The organism is Spongiibacter thalassae (assembly GCF_012272835.1).
Taxonomy (GTDB): Bacteria; Pseudomonadota; Gammaproteobacteria; order Pseudomonadales; family Spongiibacteraceae; genus Spongiibacter; species Spongiibacter thalassae.
Map to the genome: position 1 here is coordinate 468,170 of NZ_JAAWWK010000003.1, position 17,639 is coordinate 485,808.

At 55.7% G+C, this 17,639-nt stretch carries 20 protein-coding genes and 3 tRNA genes; 11 read left to right on the plus strand and 12 right to left on the minus strand.

Annotated features, from left to right (window positions below; genetic code table 11):
* Positions 1-64: 64 nt before the first annotated feature.
* Positions 65-787 carry a UDP-2,3-diacylglucosamine diphosphatase gene (locus HCU74_RS10900; RefSeq protein WP_168450439.1) on the minus strand — a complete coding sequence of 241 codons (723 nt, stop codon included), beginning with the start codon at positions 785-787 and terminating at the stop codon, positions 65-67.
* A gap of 3 nt (positions 788-790) precedes the next feature.
* Positions 791-1,285: a peptidylprolyl isomerase gene (locus tag HCU74_RS10905; RefSeq protein WP_168450440.1), complete on the minus strand. Its 495-nt coding sequence runs from the start codon at positions 1,283-1,285 to the stop codon at positions 791-793.
* Positions 1,286-1,438: 153 nt separating this feature from the next.
* Between HCU74_RS10905 and HCU74_RS10910 the strand changes: the two genes are divergently transcribed.
* Together HCU74_RS10910 and cysS are read left to right on the plus strand one after the other, a co-directional pair.
* The gene (locus HCU74_RS10910) at positions 1,439-3,121 is read left to right on the plus strand and encodes a glutamine--tRNA ligase/YqeY domain fusion protein (RefSeq protein WP_168450441.1); all 1,683 of its coding nucleotides are present in this window, start codon (positions 1,439-1,441) and stop codon (positions 3,119-3,121) included.
* A gap of 81 nt (positions 3,122-3,202) precedes the next feature.
* Positions 3,203-4,606 (plus strand): cysteine--tRNA ligase, encoded by a 1,404-nt coding sequence (gene cysS / locus HCU74_RS10915; RefSeq protein WP_168450442.1) that lies wholly within the window; start codon positions 3,203-3,205, stop codon positions 4,604-4,606.
* Here the strand turns inward: cysS and HCU74_RS10920 are convergent.
* From HCU74_RS10920 to folD, 3 genes are read right to left on the minus strand one after another with little or no spacing between them, the layout of a single operon-like run.
* Positions 4,587-4,985: a VanZ family protein gene (locus tag HCU74_RS10920; protein ID WP_168450443.1), complete on the minus strand. Its 399-nt coding sequence runs from the start codon at positions 4,983-4,985 to the stop codon at positions 4,587-4,589. The genes cysS and HCU74_RS10920 overlap by 20 nt on opposite strands.
* Positions 4,982-5,635: a DUF374 domain-containing protein gene (locus tag HCU74_RS10925; protein ID WP_168450444.1), complete on the minus strand. Its 654-nt coding sequence runs from the start codon at positions 5,633-5,635 to the stop codon at positions 4,982-4,984. The genes HCU74_RS10920 and HCU74_RS10925 overlap by 4 nt, the downstream gene beginning before the upstream one ends.
* 10 nt (positions 5,636-5,645) lie before the next feature.
* On the minus strand, positions 5,646-6,491 hold the full coding sequence (folD, locus tag HCU74_RS10930; protein ID WP_168450445.1) for a bifunctional methylenetetrahydrofolate dehydrogenase/methenyltetrahydrofolate cyclohydrolase FolD: 846 nt from the start codon (positions 6,489-6,491) through the stop codon (positions 5,646-5,648).
* Positions 6,492-6,658: 167 nt separating this feature from the next.
* Here folD and HCU74_RS10935 point away from each other — a divergent pair.
* The 3 genes from HCU74_RS10935 (at position 6,659) to HCU74_RS10945 (ending at position 6,940) form a co-directional block, all read left to right on the plus strand.
* Positions 6,659-6,735 (plus strand) — tRNA-Pro (locus HCU74_RS10935).
* Positions 6,736-6,761: 26 nt separating this feature from the next.
* Positions 6,762-6,838: transfer RNA gene (locus HCU74_RS10940), tRNA-Arg, on the plus strand.
* Positions 6,839-6,864: 26 nt separating this feature from the next.
* Positions 6,865-6,940, plus strand: a tRNA-His gene (locus tag HCU74_RS10945).
* Positions 6,941-7,108: 168 nt separating this feature from the next.
* Here the strand turns inward: HCU74_RS10945 and HCU74_RS10950 are convergent.
* The 5 genes from HCU74_RS10950 to HCU74_RS10970 all read right to left on the minus strand — a co-directional run bounded on the left by HCU74_RS10950 (position 7,109) and on the right by HCU74_RS10970 (position 10,218).
* Positions 7,109-7,867: a pyridoxine 5'-phosphate synthase gene (locus HCU74_RS10950; RefSeq protein ID WP_168450446.1), complete on the minus strand. Its 759-nt coding sequence runs from the start codon at positions 7,865-7,867 to the stop codon at positions 7,109-7,111.
* A gap of 10 nt (positions 7,868-7,877) precedes the next feature.
* Complete coding sequence (locus tag HCU74_RS10955) at positions 7,878-8,450, minus strand: peptidylprolyl isomerase (protein ID WP_345889679.1); 573 nt, start codon at positions 8,448-8,450, stop codon at positions 7,878-7,880.
* 2 nt (positions 8,451-8,452) lie between these two features.
* Entirely contained in the window at positions 8,453-9,124 is a 672-nt protein-coding gene (locus tag HCU74_RS10960; RefSeq protein WP_168450448.1) for a TIGR04211 family SH3 domain-containing protein, read from the minus strand.
* An 84-nt stretch (positions 9,125-9,208) separates the two neighbouring features.
* Positions 9,209-9,508: a YciI family protein gene (locus tag HCU74_RS10965; protein WP_168450449.1), complete on the minus strand. Its 300-nt coding sequence runs from the start codon at positions 9,506-9,508 to the stop codon at positions 9,209-9,211.
* 2 nt (positions 9,509-9,510) lie between these two features.
* Positions 9,511-10,218, minus strand: coding sequence for a VC0807 family protein (locus HCU74_RS10970; RefSeq protein WP_168450450.1), 708 nt, complete (start codon positions 10,216-10,218; stop codon positions 9,511-9,513).
* A gap of 225 nt (positions 10,219-10,443) precedes the next feature.
* Between HCU74_RS10970 and HCU74_RS10975 the strand changes: the two genes are divergently transcribed.
* From HCU74_RS10975 to rluB, 5 genes are all read left to right on the plus strand, one after another.
* Positions 10,444-11,265, plus strand: coding sequence for a PHP domain-containing protein (locus tag HCU74_RS10975; RefSeq protein ID WP_168450451.1), 822 nt, complete (start codon positions 10,444-10,446; stop codon positions 11,263-11,265).
* A 50-nt stretch (positions 11,266-11,315) separates the two neighbouring features.
* Positions 11,316-11,945 (plus strand): L-threonylcarbamoyladenylate synthase, encoded by a 630-nt coding sequence (locus tag HCU74_RS10980; protein ID WP_168450452.1) that lies wholly within the window; start codon positions 11,316-11,318, stop codon positions 11,943-11,945.
* A 148-nt stretch (positions 11,946-12,093) separates the two neighbouring features.
* Entirely contained in the window at positions 12,094-12,915 is an 822-nt protein-coding gene (locus HCU74_RS10985; protein WP_246864606.1) for a segregation and condensation protein A, read from the plus strand.
* Entirely contained in the window at positions 12,912-13,595 is a 684-nt protein-coding gene (scpB, locus tag HCU74_RS10990) for an SMC-Scp complex subunit ScpB (RefSeq protein ID WP_168450453.1), read from the plus strand. The genes HCU74_RS10985 and scpB overlap by 4 nt, the downstream gene beginning before the upstream one ends.
* Positions 13,595-14,398, plus strand: a complete 804-nt coding sequence (rluB, locus tag HCU74_RS10995; protein WP_168450454.1) for a 23S rRNA pseudouridine(2605) synthase RluB — start codon at positions 13,595-13,597, stop codon at positions 14,396-14,398. The genes scpB and rluB overlap by 1 nt, the downstream gene beginning before the upstream one ends.
* Before the next feature lie 78 nt (positions 14,399-14,476).
* Here the strand turns inward: rluB and rmf are convergent, their stop codons facing one another.
* Positions 14,477-14,680: a ribosome modulation factor gene (gene rmf / locus HCU74_RS11000; protein WP_168450455.1), complete on the minus strand. Its 204-nt coding sequence runs from the start codon at positions 14,678-14,680 to the stop codon at positions 14,477-14,479.
* 262 nt (positions 14,681-14,942) lie between these two features.
* On the opposite strand from rmf, the gene rlmKL reads away from it, so the two are divergent.
* On the plus strand, positions 14,943-17,117 hold the full coding sequence (gene rlmKL, locus HCU74_RS11005; RefSeq protein ID WP_246864576.1) for a bifunctional 23S rRNA (guanine(2069)-N(7))-methyltransferase RlmK/23S rRNA (guanine(2445)-N(2))-methyltransferase RlmL: 2,175 nt from the start codon (positions 14,943-14,945) through the stop codon (positions 17,115-17,117).
* 130 nt (positions 17,118-17,247) lie between these two features.
* Here rlmKL and HCU74_RS11010 read toward each other — a convergent pair whose 3' ends face one another.
* Positions 17,248-17,454 (minus strand): cold-shock protein, encoded by a 207-nt coding sequence (locus HCU74_RS11010; protein ID WP_168450457.1) that lies wholly within the window; start codon positions 17,452-17,454, stop codon positions 17,248-17,250.
* Positions 17,455-17,639 lie beyond the last annotated feature (185 nt).

The window sequence follows — 17,639 nt, forward strand, 5'->3', positions numbered from 1 at the left end:
ATATGCGGCTTAATGCCCCCAAGTGGTGAATGCCGGGGACAAAGGCCCCGGGGGCAGAGTCAATTCAGAGCGGAAAGTGCTGTAGATCAATCACATCATCACGCACGTCCAATACCCAGCCCTGACTGTCCCAGTCGCCGAGCACAATGCGCTCTGCCGACTCACCGGCAAGGTCGATGTGATGCCGTTGGGGGCGATGGGTATGGCCGTGAATCAAACGCAGGCACTGGTAGTCGAGCATTTGTCGCTGCACTTCAGCGGGATTTACATCCATGATGTCGGCTGCTTTATTACTATTGGCCTCGTTACTGGCCATGCGCAGCTGCCGGGCCAAGGCACGTCGCTCCTCGAGGGATTTACTCATCGCCTCCTGCTGCCACGCCGGGCTGCGCACCATGGCACGAAACTGCTGGTATTGGGGATCGTCAATACACAGGCTATCACCGTGCATCAGCAGGGTAGGCTGGCCAGCGAGCTCCAGCTGAAAAGGGTCGGGCAGCAGCGTTGCGCCCACCGCCTTGCAGAAATCGTCTCCCAGCAGAAAGTCGCGATTGCCGTGCATCAGGTAGAGGTCAGTACCGTTTTCGGTCAGCGCCCTGAGCGCCGCGGCGACCTGCTGAGCAAGGTCACTGTCATCATCATCGCCAACCCACATTTCAAAGAAATCGCCGAGGATATACAACTCGTCAGCGGCACGGGCTCTGGTCTCCATAAAATGAAAAAACGCCCGAAGAATCTCCGGGCGTTTTTCATCCAGATGGAGGTCTGAAATAAACAGACGCTGCATCAATCAGCCCTGCCAAACAGCCTGTTCAATGATAACGTCCTCAGCAGGAACATCCTGGTGGCCGCCGGCACTGGTTGTACGCACGGCTTTGATCGCGTTGACCACATCCATGCCTTCAGTCACTTTACCAAACACCGCGTAACCCCAGCCCTGCATGTTTTTGCCGCTGTGGTTGAGGAAATCGTTGTTCTTGACGTTGATAAAGAACTGGGCGCTGGCCGAGTGGGGGTCCATGGTGCGTGCCATCGCCAGAGTGCCCACTTCGTTTTTCAAGCCGTTGTCCGCTTCGTTTTCAATTGGGTCACGGGTCGCCTTTTGCTTCATGCCCGGCTCAAAGCCGCCGCCCTGTACCATGAAGTTGTCGATAACACGGTGGAAAATGGTGCCGTCGTAGAAGCCTTCTTCTACATACTGCTTGAAGTTTGCGGCAGTTTTAGGTGCATTGTCGAAGTCCAGTTCGATCTTGATTTCGCCAAAATTTGTTTTAAAGATAACCATTTGCGCTGATCTCGCTTATAAGCCGAATTTAAAGCCGGTATAATACGGCTTTTGGCTCGAGGGTGAAACCAACCGGCTAGGCTTGACCCCGAGACTTCACAATTGCCGCTATACGCGCATAACATCGCGCGCTGACATGAGATTTTCAATTCAATGAGTGAACAAGACGCCGCCGGAAACAATTTTCTGCGCAGTATTATCCGCAAAGACATTGAAGCTGGCCGCCTGGAGGGAGAACTGGTCACCCGTTTTCCCCCTGAGCCAAATGGCTTTCTCCACATCGGACACGCCAAGTCCATCTGCCTGAATTTCGGCCTGGCCGAGCATTTTGGCGGCAAATGCCACCTGCGTTTTGACGACACCAACCCCGCAAAGGAAGAACAGTCCTACATCGACGCCATCCAGGAAGATATCACCTGGCTGGGTTTCAACTGGTCTGGCCCGGTGCGCTATGCCTCGGATTACTTTGATACGCTCTATGAATACGCCCTGCACCTGATTCGTGAAGGCAAGGCCTATGTCTGCGAACTGTCGGCAGATGAAGCCCGGGAGTATCGCGGCACACTGACCGAGCCGGGCCGCAACAGCCCTTATCGCGACCGCAGCAGCGAGGAAAATCTGGCGCTGTTTGAAGCCATGCGGGCAGGGGAGTTTGACGAAGGCAGCAAGGTGTTGCGGGCTAAAATTGATATGTCGGCACCCAATATCAATCTGCGCGACCCGATTATTTACCGCATCCGCAAACAGCACCACCACCAGACTGGCGACAAGTGGTGTATTTACCCCACCTATGACTTCACCCACGGCCAATCCGATGCAATCGAGGGGATTACCCACTCGATATGCACCCTGGAATTTGAGGATCACCGGCCTTTATACGAGTGGTTTATCGAGAACCTGCCGGTTCCCGCTCAACCCAGGCAATACGAGTTTGCCCGGCTGAATGTCAACTACACGGTGACCAGCAAGCGCAAACTGAAGGCGCTGGTTGACGAGCAGGTTGTGGCAGGCTGGGACGACCCCCGTATGCCTACCATTGCCGGCATGCGCCGTCGCGGCTTTACGCCCCGATCATTGCGCCACTTTTGTGAAATGGTCGGTGTAGCCCGCAGCGAAGGGGTGGTCGATGTGGCGATGCTGGAGCACGCCATTCGCGACGATCTGGACAAAAACGCCCCCCGGGCAATGTGCGTGATGGCGCCGCTGAAGCTGGTGATTACCAATTATCCCGAGGACAAGGTTGAATGGCTCAGTGCCCCCGGACACCCGAATCGCGATGACCTCGGCACACGCTCGTTGCCCTTCACCCGCGAAGTGTTCATTGAACAAGACGACTTTCGCGAAGAGGCCAATAAGAAATTCAAGCGCCTGGTGCTGGGTAAAAAAGTCCGATTGCGCAACGCCTATGTCTTGCTGGCCGAAGAGGTCATCAAAGACGCCGAGGGAAATATTGTCGAAGTGCATTGCAGCTACGACGCCGACACCTTGGGAGAAGACCCGGCAGACGGCGTCAAACCCAAAGGGGTAATTCACTGGGTATCGGCCAGCCACGGCCGCCGCGCCGTTGTACGCTGCTACGACCGGCTGTTCAATCACGAGTCGCCGGACCGAGGTGGCGAAGACTTTATGCAGCACGTAAATCCCGACTCCCTGCAGGTGTTCAACGATTGCTGGATAGAACCGGGACTTGCCGACGCGCCCGCAGAAAGCCACTTTCAGTTTGAGCGCACTGGCTATTTCGTCAGTGACCGCATCGATCACTCCACGGAAAACCCGGTGTTCAACCGTACGATTGCCCTGCGCGACAGCTGGGCCAAAGCAGGTGGTGCCGAGTAGGGCTTGCGGGCGAGCCGCTCCCCCTACGTCATACATACTTTGGGCAGCCCAGCGCTGCCCCTAACGAGAAATCGCAGGTTCATGAGCATACATATCTACAACACCCTGAGTCGCAGCAAGCAGCCGCTTAATCCAATAGAGCCTGGCAAGGTGAAAATGTATGTTTGCGGCATGACCGTCTACGATTACTGCCACCTCGGCCACGCCCGGGTCCTTGTTGCCTTTGACGTCATCAGCCGCTATCTGCGGGCCAAGGGCTTTGAGCTGACCTATGTGCGCAACATCACCGATATCGACGATAAGATACTGCGTCGGGCAGAGGAGAATAACGAACCCTTTGAGGCGCTGACATCACGCTTTATTCAGGCCATGCACGAGGATGCGGAGCGCCTGGGTATCGAGGCTCCCGACGCCGAGCCTCGGGCCACCGCCCACATCGCAGACATTGTGACAATGACCGCGACCCTGATTGACAAAGGCTACGCCTACCACGCTGAAAATGGCGATGTTTACTACCGGGTAAGTCGTTTTGACGGCTACGGGAAACTCTCGGGCAAGAATCCCGAGGAGTTGCTCTCCGGTGCTCGAATTGCCGTAGACGAAGCCAAGGAAGACCCTCGGGATTTCGCCCTGTGGAAGGCGGCAAAAGCCGGTGAGGTCAGCTGGGAGTCCCCTTGGGGGGCAGGCCGCCCAGGCTGGCATATTGAATGCTCGGCGATGTCTACCTGCTGTCTGGGGGATAATTTCGATATTCACGGCGGCGGCCCCGATCTGGTATTCCCCCACCACGAGAATGAAATCGCCCAATCTGAAGCGGCTACCGGCAAGGCCTACGCCAACACCTGGATGCACGCGGGTGCGGTGCGGGTAGACAATGAAAAAATGTCCAAGTCGCTGGGCAACTTCTTCACTATTCGGGAAATTCTGGACAAATATCACCCCGAGGTAGTGCGCTATTTCCTGATTTCCAGCCACTACCGCAGTGCCATTAACTACTCCGAGGACAATCTGCAAATTGCCAAGCAGAACCTTGAGCGTTTTTACCATGCCCTGAAAGGTCTGGGGAATATCGCCGAACGGCCCTACGCCGAGCTGGATCTGGCCGAGCCCTATGTAGCGCGCTTTGACGCTGCTATGGCCGACGACTTCAATGCCCCCGAAGCACTGGCGGTACTCTACGAAATTGTTCGCGATATGAACAATGCCGGGGCCGCTGGCGACACTGAGCGACAACAGGAATTGGCTGCATTACTCAAGTCGTTGGCCGCAGTGCTGGGCATTCTGCGCACAGGCGCAGAAGAATTTTTACAGACAGCCACAGAGGGAGCCATCAGCGCAGAGGAGATCGACGCGTTGATTGCCGACCGTGCCCAGGCAAAAAAAGACCGGGACTTCGCCCGCGCCGACCAGATTCGTGCAGAACTGACTGATCGGGGCGTAGTACTGGAAGATAGCCGCGAAGGGACTACCTGGCGCCGCGCTTGACGGCACGCTTAGCCGCGCGGCGCTCCCTGCGCGCGGCCAGCAACAGGCTGACACAGCTCATCAGAATAAATGCGCAGATAACCCCAAGGGCATTGGCGATAAAATCTTCAATAGACGGTACCCGATTGGGGGTGAGTCGCTGTAAATATTCGATAAACCCACTGTAGGCGAGCACGGTAACCGCCCCCAGAAACCGGGTCAGGGCTGTGTTTGCCAGTGGGTAGGCAAATACCATAAACAAAAAATAGGCGATAAAGTGCTGGGCCTTATCCCACAAGGTCACGCTCGGCAAGCTGCTGCTGGGCAGTACCGAGAGCACAGTGATGGCAGTGGCGTAGGTGGCCAGCAAGGCAGCTTGCTGCCAGCGTCGAAGTGTCATGCAGGGGCTCGATAGTCGTCAGTCAGTAGCGCCCGCATTCTTTCCTGGGCGTCTTTCATAATGACTTCGACATCGATGTCGCTACTATAGTTCTCCAGCGGGAATCGCTCGGTGTGAAATGTAACCTTTGCGCCGGGGTAGGGGATTTTGAACTTGTCCCAGGTAGACTCTACCCGCCAGCCCTTAACCTCGGTTCTGGCCAGATACAATGGCATTTTTGCCTTGCGCGCCAGCATTATGGCCCCGGCTTTCATCTCGTGGCGTGGTCCCCTGGAACCGTCAACGGTAAAGGCCACTGTGCGGCCTTCTCTGGCGGCACGCAGTAGCTGAAAGAAAGCGTCGCGACCGCCACGGCTGGGGGAGCCCAGTGCCACCTCATAGCCATACTTCTCCATTGCTTTGCCAATGGAATAACCGAAGTGATTCTGTGACGCGATGGTGGCGAAGTCGCTATGGGCGTAATAGCGGCAAATAGCCAACAATTCATCGTGGAACACTGCAATAACACAGGGCTCCTCTATTTCCGGCTTATTGGTGAAACGCAATGTTCCGCACAGCGCGAACAGGCCGTGCATAAAGCTGATTAGAATCCCGCGAGCCAGCTTTTGAGCTGGCCCGATGACTTTTTCTTTACGTTGTCGTCTTGCCACAGCTAGATACTCAGGCCAGGGCTTTTTCGCCGGAGTCTACACTCTGGAAAATCAGGGTATTAATGGTCATGGGGCCAACACCGCCGGGAACCGGGGTGAGGGCGCTGACGCGATCGTGCAGGGGCGCAAGTTCAATATCGCCGACGCCACCCGGGTGATAACCGGCATCAACAACCACAGCACCGTCCTTGATCCAGTCTGCTTTGATAAACTCCGGCTTACCCACAGCGCCCACCAGAATATCCGCTTGTTTGATAAGCTCGGGCAGGTTTTGTGTGCGCGAGTGGCAAATGGTCACCGTAGCATTGGCCTCCAACAGCATCATCGCCATTGGCTTACCGAGGATGGCGCTGCGACCCACCACAACGGCGTGTTTGCCTTCTATGTCGATCTGGTAGTGCTCCAGCAAGCGCATAATGCCCTTGGGGGTTGCACAGCCATAGGCGTCTTCTCCCATCGCCATACGACCGAAGCCAAGGCAGGTCACGCCATCTACGTCCTTGCTCAGACTGATGGCGTCAAAACAGGCGCGCTCGTCGATTTGCTCTGGCACCGGGTGCTGAAGCAGTATGCCGTGCACGTCGGGATTGTTATTGAGTTCGTCGATCTTTGCCAGCAGCTGTTCCGTGGTGGTTGAACCAGGCAGCTCAACTGCCATGGAGTCCATGCCTACGCGCCTGCAGGCATTGCCCTTCATCTTTACATAGGTCGCCGAGGCGGGGTCGTCACCGACCAATATGGTCGCCAGAATTGGCGTCTTGCCAGCCGATTTTTCCTTGAGTTGGGCAACCCGCTTTGCCAGTTGCTCTTCCCAGCTTGCCGCCAGTGCCTTGCCGTCCAGAATCTTCGCCGCCATCCGGATGTATCCCCAAAAAGATGATTGAAATTAAGCTGTTATTGTCGCACGGTGGAAAAGTAGAGGCCAAGAAAACTGTATAAAAAATTTTGGCAAAACCGTTGACGAGAAAGTGGGGGCTGCGTATCATGCGCAGCTCCTGTAGCGGGGCATAGGATTACACACATCGGGGTATAGCGCAGTCTGGTAGCGCGCCTGCTTTGGGAGCAGGATGTCGGGAGTTCGAATCTCTCTACCCCGACCACTTTTTGTAATGTTATGGCGTTTGCTGCGCCCGTAGCTCAGCTGGATAGAGCAACGGCCTTCTAAGCCGTCGGTCACAGGTTCGAATCCTGTCGGGCGTGCCATTTATACAGGAGTGTCATTGTTAATGGTGGCCGTAGCTCAGTTGGTAGAGTCCAGGATTGTGATTCCTGTTGTCGCGGGTTCGAGCCCCGTCGGCCACCCCATTCTTTGATAACCCCCTTCGATAAGTTACCGATTTCTCTGATTCTCTCGCTTTATCTGCTGGAAATTACCTTCGGAACACTGGCGCTTGCATTGCGTTGCATTGCCGAAAAATATCTCTTGTGTGGTGTATTAATGAGGGATGTCGCCCGACCGGGTTTTAAAGCAACTTAGGCCAGGCGTTCGAGATAGGCCGCTATCGCGCGATCCAGCCCCAGATCAATGGCATCTACCGTAAATGCATGACCAATCGAGACTTCCAGCAAGTGATGTACGCGCTGCTTAAACAGGGCGAGATTGTGCAGATTAAGGTCGTGACCGGCGTTGAGCCCTAGCTCGCATTCAGCTGCCACTTCGCTAGCCACCACAAACTGCTGGAGCACTTCGTCGCGCCGCGCGCCGGCAAAGGCATCGGCATAAGGACCGGTATAGAGCTCAATGCGATCTGCACCGACCTCCCTGGCCAGCCGAATCTGCTCCGGAACAGGGTCCATAAACAAGCTGACCCGCGCCCCCAGGCTTTTTAATTCAGCAATCACTGGCGCCAAGCGCTCGCCATCGCGGGTCAAGTCGAAGCCGTGGTCTGAGGTGAGCTGATCGTTGTTATCAGGCACCAGCGTGCACTGGGCAGGCCGGGTGGCGCGGATAATCTCCATAAATCCCGGGTAGTCGCTTACGCCCTGGCGGTCGCTTTTCATCGCCGCAGCAAAGGGGTTGCCTTCAATGTTGAATTCCACATTCAACACCTTGGCCAGGTCGTAGCAGTCGTCGGCCCGAATATGGCGTTGATCCGGGCGGGGATGCACGGTAATACCGTGGGCTCCTGCGGCTATGCAACGCTGCGCGTGGTGGATAACACTGGGATATTCGGTATCGCGAGAGTTGCGAATCAGCGCAATTTTATTGAGATTGATACTTAGCGCGGTCATGCTGACACCCCTAGGGTTGTGGCGAATGTACAACGACAGCGTTCAGTACCACAGGCTCCAGCGGCACGTCATCGAAATCTCCCACGCGGTGGGTTTTTACTCTGGCGATATCCTCGGCAACGTTATGGCCGCTGATTACTCGGCCAAACACCGCGTAACCGTCCTTGCCCATACGGGCATCCAGCGCCAGATTCATGCGCATATTGATGTAAAACTGCGAGCGGGCGCTGTTCGGGTCATCGGTGCGAGCCATGGCTACGCTCCAACGCTCATTGCGCAGGCCGCTGCTTTTCGATTCATTGATAATAGGGTCGCCATTGGGTTTTTCGACCAGGTCAGGGGTAAAGCCGCCACCCTGGATGGCGAAGCGCTTGATGACCCGATGAAAGATAGTGCCATCATAGAACCCGCTATTGGCGTAGCCGAGGAAGTTGGCGACGGTGACCGGAGCCTTTTCCGGGAGTAACTCAATGACGATATCACCCTTGCTGGTTTGCAGCGTCACCAGGGGGTTGCTCTCCGTCGCATTAAGGGCAGAGCACAACAGGGTAAACAGCAGGATAACGCGCGTAATATAAGTCACGATCAACCCCATTCCGAGCGGCGTTTAGGCATTAAGCGGGGAATAATCAGTGTTAGCATGACCCCGATCAACACCGCAAATGCGCCATTGAGAAAAAACTCATTTTCCTTGTTTTCGCGCAGCCGAGCGTTATCGGTTTTCAGAACATCAACCTCACTACTGAGCATTTGATTGCTCTCAAGCAAACGTCGATTATCGGTATCCAGTTTCACTGCAGCGGCGGATATGCGCTTAATTTCTTCCAGCTCTTCAGTTAACGCAGCGTTTTCCCGCTCCAGCTGCGCCGCCGTGGCTGAGGTCTGGCTGCTGGTCTGACTGGTATCCTTTAGCTGCTCGCGCAATTCCTTGTTAGTGGCCTCCAGAGAGGCGACCCGTGCATTGGCCTTGTCCAACAGGGCCGCCGCCACCGGACGCTCGGTCAGGTAGTGGCTGGGTAGCCAGCCTTCTATACCGGAATCGGTGCGCACCAGCGAATAGCCACTGTCGTCGTTACTGTCGAGCAACTGCAGTCGCGTACCACTGGGCAGGCCGCGATGCACAATCCGGTGTTTCACGCTGTCACCCACCCGCAGGGGCACGTATATTTTATCGCTGATATAGCGGGTTTCAGCTGCTGTGGTCATGGCGCTTGCCATCAGCAGGGCAAAGAGTCCGAGCAAAATCGCTTTGTTCACTGGAATATCCACTTTAATTAATTGCGATAAGATATTAATGGAAAAGAATAAAACACTTATTGAAGCAGTTCAATTTTGCGCCGCTCATGGCAGTACTTTTTTAAACGGCTTGACCGTCACCCGGGCATAGACACCTGCCTCAATATAGGGGTCGCAGTCGGCCCAGGCCTGGGCATCATCGAGACTGGGGAATTCGGCGATCACCAGGCTGCCGGTAAATCCCGCCGCGCCGGGATCGGGATTGTCGATCGCAGGGTGGGGGCCAGCCACGAACAGTCGGCCCGCCGCTTTCAGCTCTTCCAGCCTGGCGAGATGGGCGGGGCGCGCAGCCATGCGTTGTTCAAGGCTGTTTTCAATGTCTTCACTAATAATGGCGTAAAGCATGCTTACTCCTCATGCAGTCGAAAGATGTCTTCAAGCCCCAGCGATGTGAGCTTGCGAATGCGGTTCAGCAAATAAAACAGGGCTCCCATCATTACCAGCGTGCAGGGCAGGGCAATTACGGGAAAGCTCAGTCCGGTCATTTTGCCAAGTTCTGCACTGTATTCCGGCGTTCCAGGTGGACTGACCAGCAGCACTTTGGCGAGAATGTAGTTCAATGTTGACGACAGAAAAAATGAAAATGCGAGCATATAGGTCGCGTTGCGCAACGACTGTTCAAAGTCCTGCTCGGCGTCCCTTGCCTTCAACGCCTCTGCGACCTTGTCAACATCCATGACCTTATCGTTATAGAGAAAGGTTTTGATAAGGGGGTAGGGGGTATACAGGGAAATCAATGTCGCCAGCCCGATGAGCGCAGGAATACTGGCCTCTTTGATAGCGATATATTTCGCGTCCAATTCCAGCAAGCTGATGCCGCCGGTCAGCAGCACACTGACAAAACCAAGAATTGAAAAGAAATTGGCTCGCCGGGTTTGAACGAAATCCCACATACCAAAGCCCAGCGGAAAGGCCAGCGCGACCACAATGCTTAAACGCGGCCCCAGCGAATCCACATCGCTGAGCTTGGTTAAAATGAGCGTCGGGATAATGATGTTGAATAAAAGGTTGGTCAAAACATTATGTTGTGACTCAGCCTTTGCCCCATTAGGCATAAGCGATCCCGTTGATTTGCATGTGAGAGCGGAGATGTGTCGGCCAATTACGCGGGCCACTATAACCATTTTCAAAAAGCATCACTAGTGCCCGATAGAACATGAATGCCGTCAGAAAGAGGCCAGACGATGGCAATTGGTATATCGGGTGAGCAGAGCAAGTACAAAAGGAGTAGAATTGCCCTTTACCGGGCCAATACGACACGAAGTGAGAGGATACGCCCTTTGATAGTTGATTTGCATACCCACACGACCGCCTCCGACGGTGGCCTGACGCCCCAGGCGCTGGTGGAGCGCGCAATCGAGCGGGGCGTGGATATGCTGGCGATTACCGACCACGACACCCTCGACGCTTACCAGCAGCTGGGTACGGAGCTGCGCAACGCCATTCACCTGGTAGTGGGCGCGGAATTCTCCTGCAATTGGCAGGGCGTGAACATCCATATCCTGGGGCTTAACCTCGACCCCACCCAAACATCAATGATTACCGCGATTGACGTGCAGAAACGCGCGCGGGAACAGCGCGGCGAAGAAATTGACCGGCGTCTGGCCAAAAAAGGAATTTCCGGGGCGCTGGCGGCGATTCGCGAGACGGTAAAGGATCGTCCGATTGGTCGGCCGGATTTCGCCCGCTATATGGTGGAGCAGGGTCACGCGTCGTCGATGAATGACGCCTTTGATCGCTATCTCGGGGCGGGAAAAATCGGCGATGTAAAAGCCATGTGGCCTGGCTTGCCGGAAATTGTCGCGGCAATACATCAGGCCGGAGGTGTCGCTGTCATCGCCCACCCCATGCACTATAAAATGACCAACGCCAAGCTGCGTCGGCTGATTGTCGAATTTTGCGAACTCGGCGGCGACGGCCTTGAAGTCGCCAACGGTCGCCCTCCCGAAGTGGAGCTGCGCTATCTTCGCGACCTGTGCAACCACTATGGATTGAAGGCATCGGTCGGTAGCGACTTCCACAATTTAACGACCTGGAGTGACCTGGGTTGCGCGGCAGACCTGGTGGGCAATTGTTCACCAATATGGCAACACTGGCAGTAAGGTTGGCAAATCCCCGACAAGTTGGGGTAACACAATGATTAAGGACAGCAATGAGCCAGTTTTTTCAAATACATCCCGAGAATCCCCAGGCGCGCCTGATTAAGCAGGCGGCGGATATTATCCGTGGTGGCGGGGTGGTAGCCTATCCCACCGACTCGGCCTATGCCCTGGGTTGCCATCTCGGCGACAAGGATGCGCTGGAACGTGTGCGACGTATTCGTCGCCTCGACGAAAAGCACAACTTTACGCTGATGTGCCGCGATTTATCCGAGCTGGGCAATTACGCCCGGGTCGATAACTCGGCCTTTCGGCTGTTGAAGGCGCTGATACCCGGGCCCTATACCTTTATCCTAAGAGCCACCCCGGAAGTGCCGAAACGCCTCCATCACCCCAAGCGTAAAAGTGTCGGGCTGCGTGTGCCCAACAATCAGATTTGTCTCGATCTACTGGCGGAGCTTGGCGAGCCGCTGATGAGCGTCACCCTGATTCTCCCCGGTGACGATCTGCCGATGACCGACCCCTACGATATTCGCGACACCCTGGGCAATCAGGTCGACCTGGTCATCGACGGTGGATACTGCGGCATGGAACCCACCTCGGTAGTCGACCTGATAGATGATGTCCCGGTGGTACTACGTCGCGGCCTGGGTGATGTCAGTCTGTTTGAGGAAGCACTGTGACGGCGACGCCGTTCACCGTATAATCGCGACCGATACCGACAGAAGGCGAGAACCAGGCGTGCAGGACGAGGATAATCAGCGGAAGTCAACGGATGCCACGGTAGTGATGCTGCCGGTAGCCCCGCGCCCCGCACCTCGCCAGCAGGCGATGGAAATACTCAGCTTGCAGGCGTTGCGGTCGCAGCCCTCCCAGGGGGAAATGCCCTTTGCCATTGTTCAGGGCAAGCCGCTTACCCAGCTGCCCAAAGACCTGTACATCCCCCCCGAAGCCCTCGAAGTCTTTCTTGAAGCCTTTGAGGGGCCGCTCGATCTGCTGCTATACCTAATCAAACGGCAGAATCTGGATATTCTCGAAATTAACGTCGCTCAAATCACCGAGCAGTATATGCAGTATGTGAATATGATGAATGCCATGCAGTTCGAGCTGGCTTCAGAATATTTGCTGATGGCGGCCATGCTGGCGGAAATCAAGTCGAGAATGCTGCTGCCGCGCTCTGCCGAGACACTGGAGGAAGAGGAAGACCCCAGAGCCCAGTTGATTCGCCGGCTGCAGGAATACGAGCGCTTTAAACAGGCCGCAGAAAATATCGACGCCATGCCGCGCATCGGCCGCGACTTCTATCAAGCGGAGATAGCACCGCCGCCGATGGAACGCACTGCCCAGGAGCCGGATATCGACCTGAAGGAATTGATGTTGGTGCTGGGTGAGGTCTTGCAGCGGGCCGACCTCTACATCAGCCACCAGGTAGAGCGCGAAAAACTTTCGACCCGGGCACGCATGTCCGAAGTCATGGCACGGTTACGAGACGACACCTTTGTTCCCTTCGTCAGCCTGTTTCGGCCTGAGGAAGGACGCCTCGGTGTAGTGGTGACCTTTCTGGCGATAATGGAACTGATCAAGGAGTCGCTGGTGGAAATCGTGCAGACCGAATTTTTCGGGCCGATACACGTAAAAGCCAAGTCCGCATGATGATTGATGAACAAAAGCTGAAACGCATACTCGAAGCAGCGCTGATGGCCGCCGGCAAGCCCCTGTCCACCCAGCAGCTGATGGATCTTTTTGACCTTGAAGGCAAGCCTTCGGCCAGTGAACTGCGCGACGCCCTGGCTGAACTCGAGCGGGACTGCGCCGACAGGGGCTATGAGCTAAAGCTTGTGGCCAGCGGCTACCGCTACCAGGTCAGGGAAGAACTTGCGCCCTGGGTTGGCCGACTCTGGGAGGAGAGACCCCAGCGCTACTCACGGGCACTATTGGAAACACTGGCGTTAATTGCCTACCGGCAACCCATCACGCGTGGCGATATTGAAGAAATTCGCGGTGTTGCCGTCAGCTCTCAGATAATGAAAACACTGATAGAACGCGAGTGGGTGAGGATTGTCGGCCACAAAGATGTGCCCGGGCGACCCGCGCTATATGCCACTACCCGAAAATTCCTGGATTACTTCAACCTGAGTAACCTCGATGAACTGCCCAGCTTGGCGGAAATCGCCGATCTGGACTCCCTGAACGCGGAATTTGAGTTTGAACAGACCGACCTTGCGGGCACTCCCGAAGAGGCGGACACTGATTTAGCCGAAGCCGAAGCCGAAGCCGAAGCCGAAGCAAAACTCGTCGATGAGGACGACACAATGAATGAGTACAAAGACTGATGACCGGAGCTGACGAGAAATTACAAAAGGTACTGGCGCGAGCCGGTATCGGTTCACGCCGTGAAATGGAACGCGCGATCAGCGACGGTCGCGTACGTGTCAACGGCGTGGTTGCCACATTGGGCGACAGGGTCGATGCCAGCGCAAAGCTGCAGTTCGACAATAAGCCGGTAAAACTGGACAGCGCCAGCAAAAAACCGCGGGTGCTGCTCTACAACAAACCCGAGGGAGAAATTTGTTCGCGCAAAGACCCGGAGGGTCGACGTTCGGTATTCGATCGCCTGCCCAGGCTGAATGGCGAGCGCTGGATCTGCGTTGGGCGCCTGGACTTCAACACTACCGGCCTGCTGCTGTTCACCACCGACGGCGACTTGGCAAACAAGCTGATGCACCCGTCAACGGTTATCGAGCGGGAATACCTGTGCCGGGTTATGGGCACGGCAACTGAAGACAGCCTTAAACAACTGGTGACCGGCGTACAACTGGAAGATGGTGCCGCCCGCTTCAGCGATATCGTCGATGGCGGTGGCGAGGGGATCAACCACTGGTATTACGTGGTCATTATGGAGGGACGCAACCGGGAAGTACGCCGCCTGTGGGAATCACAGGGCTTGCAGGTCAATCGCCTGAAACGGGTACGCTACGGCACGGTATTTATTCCCTCCAAGGTCAAAGTAGGGCAGTGGACAGAGTTGCCGGAAAAAGAAGTCAGCGATATCTACGCCATGGCGGGGCTGGAAATGCCAGTACAGGAGACAGAGGTCAAACCCCGTGGCCGCAGGCAGCAGCGCGAGCGTCGATAAGCCGGGCTAAGCCCAATGAGAAAGGCCCGCTTGAGCGGGCCTTTAAAATATATTGCTTACGATGAAAGTTCGAGGTTGTTAGTGAAACGCCTGTTTTTGGAGCGACGCGGCAGTGTCCAATCCGTCCCAGTGGTCAGTGCGTCCTTCTCTCCAGCCTGAGAGCCATTCCTGACGAAGTTGTTGTTGGCTGTGTGGGCAGTTCTCCTTCTGTCGGCCGGAAATGCCAGCCTGATAACCACGTTGGTATGCGCGCTCGGTCATGTCGCGTTTCTGTCTTCTCATAGGGCAAATGCCTCCATTGTTCAACGTGCACCCGCTGCGGAAAAGGGTCAAAACCCGCAGCGAACCTACATTGTGGAGCCGGTTTATCTGTCTCCACAATGGACTTATCATGTAACCAAACTTTCACACTTTTAGTCTACGACCGTTTTAGTATAAGCCTGCGCGCCTTTATAGGCATGCCGTATAAAGCGGACAACTTATTGAATAGTAACTATTTTATGCCAACACGCAACGTCACTTCGGGTGCTGAATGAGTCAAATAATGGAAATCACATTGAGCTGCCCAAAGGGGCTTGAGGCCTTGCTGGCAGATGAAGCCCGCAGTCTTGGCGCCGAGCCATTGAAGGAAACGGTGGGGGCAATACAGGTTACCTGCGATCTCAACACCACCTACCGGCTGTGTTTGTGGTCGCGCCTGGCCAACCGCGTATTACTCCCCCTCACAGAGTTTCGCGGTGACACCGCAGACGCCTTGTACGAAGGGGTGAGCAGTATTGACTGGGGCAGACACATTGCCCCGGCGTCCAGTCTGGTGGTGGACTTTGGCGGCAAGAGCGACGATATCCGCAACAGCCACTTCGGCGCGTTGCGCTGCAAAGATGCGATCGTCGATCACTTTACCCGACAGGGCCTTGAGCGGCCGTCGGTGGCCAAAAGCCAGGCGGATGTGCGCGTACACGTGCGCCTGCGCAAGGGCCGTATTCAGGTGTCCCTGGATCTGTCCGGCGAAAGCCTGCACCGCCGCGGCTATCGCCAGAGTGTCGCTCTGGCGCCCCTAAAGGAAAACCTGGCCGCCGCCCTGCTGATGCGTGCAGATTGGCCCGGCATCGCCAGTCGCGGCGGAGCCCTTATCGACCCGATGTGTGGCAGTGGTACGCTGTTGATCGAAGGCGCGATGATGGCGATGAATATCGCCCCGGGCTTGCACCGGGAATATTGGGGGTTCAGCGGCTGGCTCGGTCACGACGGTGCTCTTTGGCAGGACGCACTCGCCGCGGCCAGGGCCCAGCGGGAGCTCGCCATGCAGCGCAACTGGCCGGAAATCCGTGGCTATGATGCCAGTCCCAAGGTCATCGACCAGGCCGAGGAAAATATTCTGCGCGCAGGGCTCGAAAAAGTAGTGCGGGTGTCCCGCAGGGATCTTGCAGGCCTGAAAAAACCCAGCCACCGCGATACCGACTTTGGCTTGCTGATTACCAACCCGCCCTATGGCGAACGACTGGGGGATGAGTCGGAGCTACTCCACTTGTATCGCCGTCTTGGGCAGGGGATGCGCGACGAATTTTTCGGCTGGGAAGCGGCGGTATTTACCGGCAACCCTAACCTGGGCAAACGCATGGGTTTGCGCAGCCGCCGTCAGTATCAACTTTTTAACGGCACCATTCCCAGCAAATTATTGTTGTTTACCATTAACGACGAGGCCGTGGTTAATGAGCGCCCCGCCGGTGACAAGCCCGCCAACCACAGCAACAATGACCGGGCACCGTTGACCGCCGGCGGGCAGATGTTTGCCAATCGGCTACGCAAGAACCTCAAACGTCTGGAAAAATGGCGGCGAAAGGAAGATATCAGCTGCTTTCGTGCCTACGATGCAGACATGCCCGAGTACGCCGTCGCCGTGGATTGTTACGGCAGCGCGGTACATGTCAGTGAATATGTTGCGCCGGCGTCAGTCAGTGAGGAGGATGCTACCCGCCGGCTAAGGGAGGTGCTGGACGCCTGCTCCGAAGTGTTCAACATTTCTGCCCGGGACATCGCGGTCAAAGAGCGCCGCCGCCAGCGTGGCGTAGCCCAATACGAACGCATCGCGCCTACAGGGAAAACCCTTGAAGTGCGCGAAGGGCAGGCACGGCTGATTGTGAATCTTCGAGATTATCTCGATACCGGCTTGTTCCTCGACCACCGCCCGGTGCGCCTCGATATTGCTGCACGGGCCAAGGGCAAGCGCTTTCTGAATCTGTTCTGCTACACCGCTGTAGCCAGCGTTCACGCGGGACTGGGCGGCGCTCGCTCAACCACATCGGTGGATATGTCGCACACCTATTTGCGCTGGGCGAAACAGAACCTGGCGCTTAATGGCCTGAGTGAAGGTCGTCATATGACGGTGCGGGGCGATTGCCGAAAATGGCTGGCGGAGTGCCAGGACAAGTATGATTTGATCCTGCTCGATCCACCGACCTTTTCGAATTCAAAGAGAATGGACGATGTACTGGACACCCAGAGGGATCACCCCGAACTTATAGCCCAGGCGATGAAGTGCCTCAGTAAGGATGGTCTGCTGATATTTTCCACGAACAAACGGGGCTTTATACTTGAGCCCTCACTGGAGCAACAGTACCGGATTGAAGATCGCTGCCGCTGGTCACTCGACGAAGACTTCAAACGCCGCAGTAAGCCTATCCACTATTGTTGGTATATTCAGCACGGCGGTAAATAATTGCAGGCATAAAAAAACGGCGGTTGCCGCTCATCTCAGATTTGCTGCAGTGCGTAACTGCAAACGCCTGTCACAACCAAGGGGTTGAGCCAGAACTGTGATGGGGGAACCGCCGTTCTCAATGACGCATTTACAGGACAGTAACGTTCGCTGCCTGTGGGCCTTTCTGGCCGCTTTGTACGTCGAATTCTACCGCTTGACCTTCGGCCAGAGTTTTAAAACCTGAACCGCTGATCGCGCTGAAGTGAACGAAAACGTCTGGGCCTGAGTCCTGCTCAATGAATCCAAAGCCTTTAGTTTCGTTGAACCATTTTACTTTACCAGTACTTCTGGACATTGTATTAAACCTCGTTGTTTAAGTTTGCCTTGTTTGGCGAGAGCTGAGATAGGCAGGGTAGTTATGAAACAGAACGAGGTACTAAAAACGACTTCGTGGTGCTTTTACATAAAACCAAGCTGCATCTATTGCCAGCTCGCTCATTATATACACAGGAAATACCGGTATAGAAAGCCTTTTGGCCG

Bases quoted from the DNA above. Each gene is read 5' to 3' on its own strand.
- HCU74_RS10900 (WP_168450439.1), bottom strand. From the start codon at position 787: ATGCAGCGTCTGTTTATTTCAGACCTCCATCTGGATGAAAAACGCCCG.
- HCU74_RS10905 (WP_168450440.1), bottom strand. From the start codon at position 1,285: ATGGTTATCTTTAAAACAAATTTTGGCGAAATCAAGATCGAACTGGAC.
- HCU74_RS10910 (WP_168450441.1), top strand. From the start codon at position 1,439: ATGAGTGAACAAGACGCCGCCGGAAACAATTTTCTGCGCAGTATTATC.
- cysS (WP_168450442.1), top strand. From the start codon at position 3,203: ATGAGCATACATATCTACAACACCCTGAGTCGCAGCAAGCAGCCGCTT.
- HCU74_RS10920 (WP_168450443.1), bottom strand. From the start codon at position 4,985: ATGACACTTCGACGCTGGCAGCAAGCTGCCTTGCTGGCCACCTACGCC.
- folD (WP_168450445.1), bottom strand. From the start codon at position 6,491: ATGGCGGCGAAGATTCTGGACGGCAAGGCACTGGCGGCAAGCTGGGAA.
- HCU74_RS10950 (WP_168450446.1), bottom strand. From the start codon at position 7,867: ATGACCGCGCTAAGTATCAATCTCAATAAAATTGCGCTGATTCGCAAC.
- HCU74_RS10965 (WP_168450449.1), bottom strand. From the start codon at position 9,508: ATGCTTTACGCCATTATTAGTGAAGACATTGAAAACAGCCTTGAACAA.
- HCU74_RS10970 (WP_168450450.1), bottom strand. From the start codon at position 10,218: ATGCCTAATGGGGCAAAGGCTGAGTCACAACATAATGTTTTGACCAAC.
- HCU74_RS10980 (WP_168450452.1), top strand. From the start codon at position 11,316: ATGAGCCAGTTTTTTCAAATACATCCCGAGAATCCCCAGGCGCGCCTG.
- HCU74_RS10985 (WP_246864606.1), top strand. From the start codon at position 12,094: ATGGAAATACTCAGCTTGCAGGCGTTGCGGTCGCAGCCCTCCCAGGGG.
- scpB (WP_168450453.1), top strand. From the start codon at position 12,912: ATGATGATTGATGAACAAAAGCTGAAACGCATACTCGAAGCAGCGCTG.
- rluB (WP_168450454.1), top strand. From the start codon at position 13,595: ATGACCGGAGCTGACGAGAAATTACAAAAGGTACTGGCGCGAGCCGGT.
- rmf (WP_168450455.1), bottom strand. From the start codon at position 14,680: ATGAGAAGACAGAAACGCGACATGACCGAGCGCGCATACCAACGTGGT.
- rlmKL (WP_246864576.1), top strand. From the start codon at position 14,943: ATGGAAATCACATTGAGCTGCCCAAAGGGGCTTGAGGCCTTGCTGGCA.
- HCU74_RS11010 (WP_168450457.1), bottom strand. From the start codon at position 17,454: ATGTCCAGAAGTACTGGTAAAGTAAAATGGTTCAACGAAACTAAAGGC.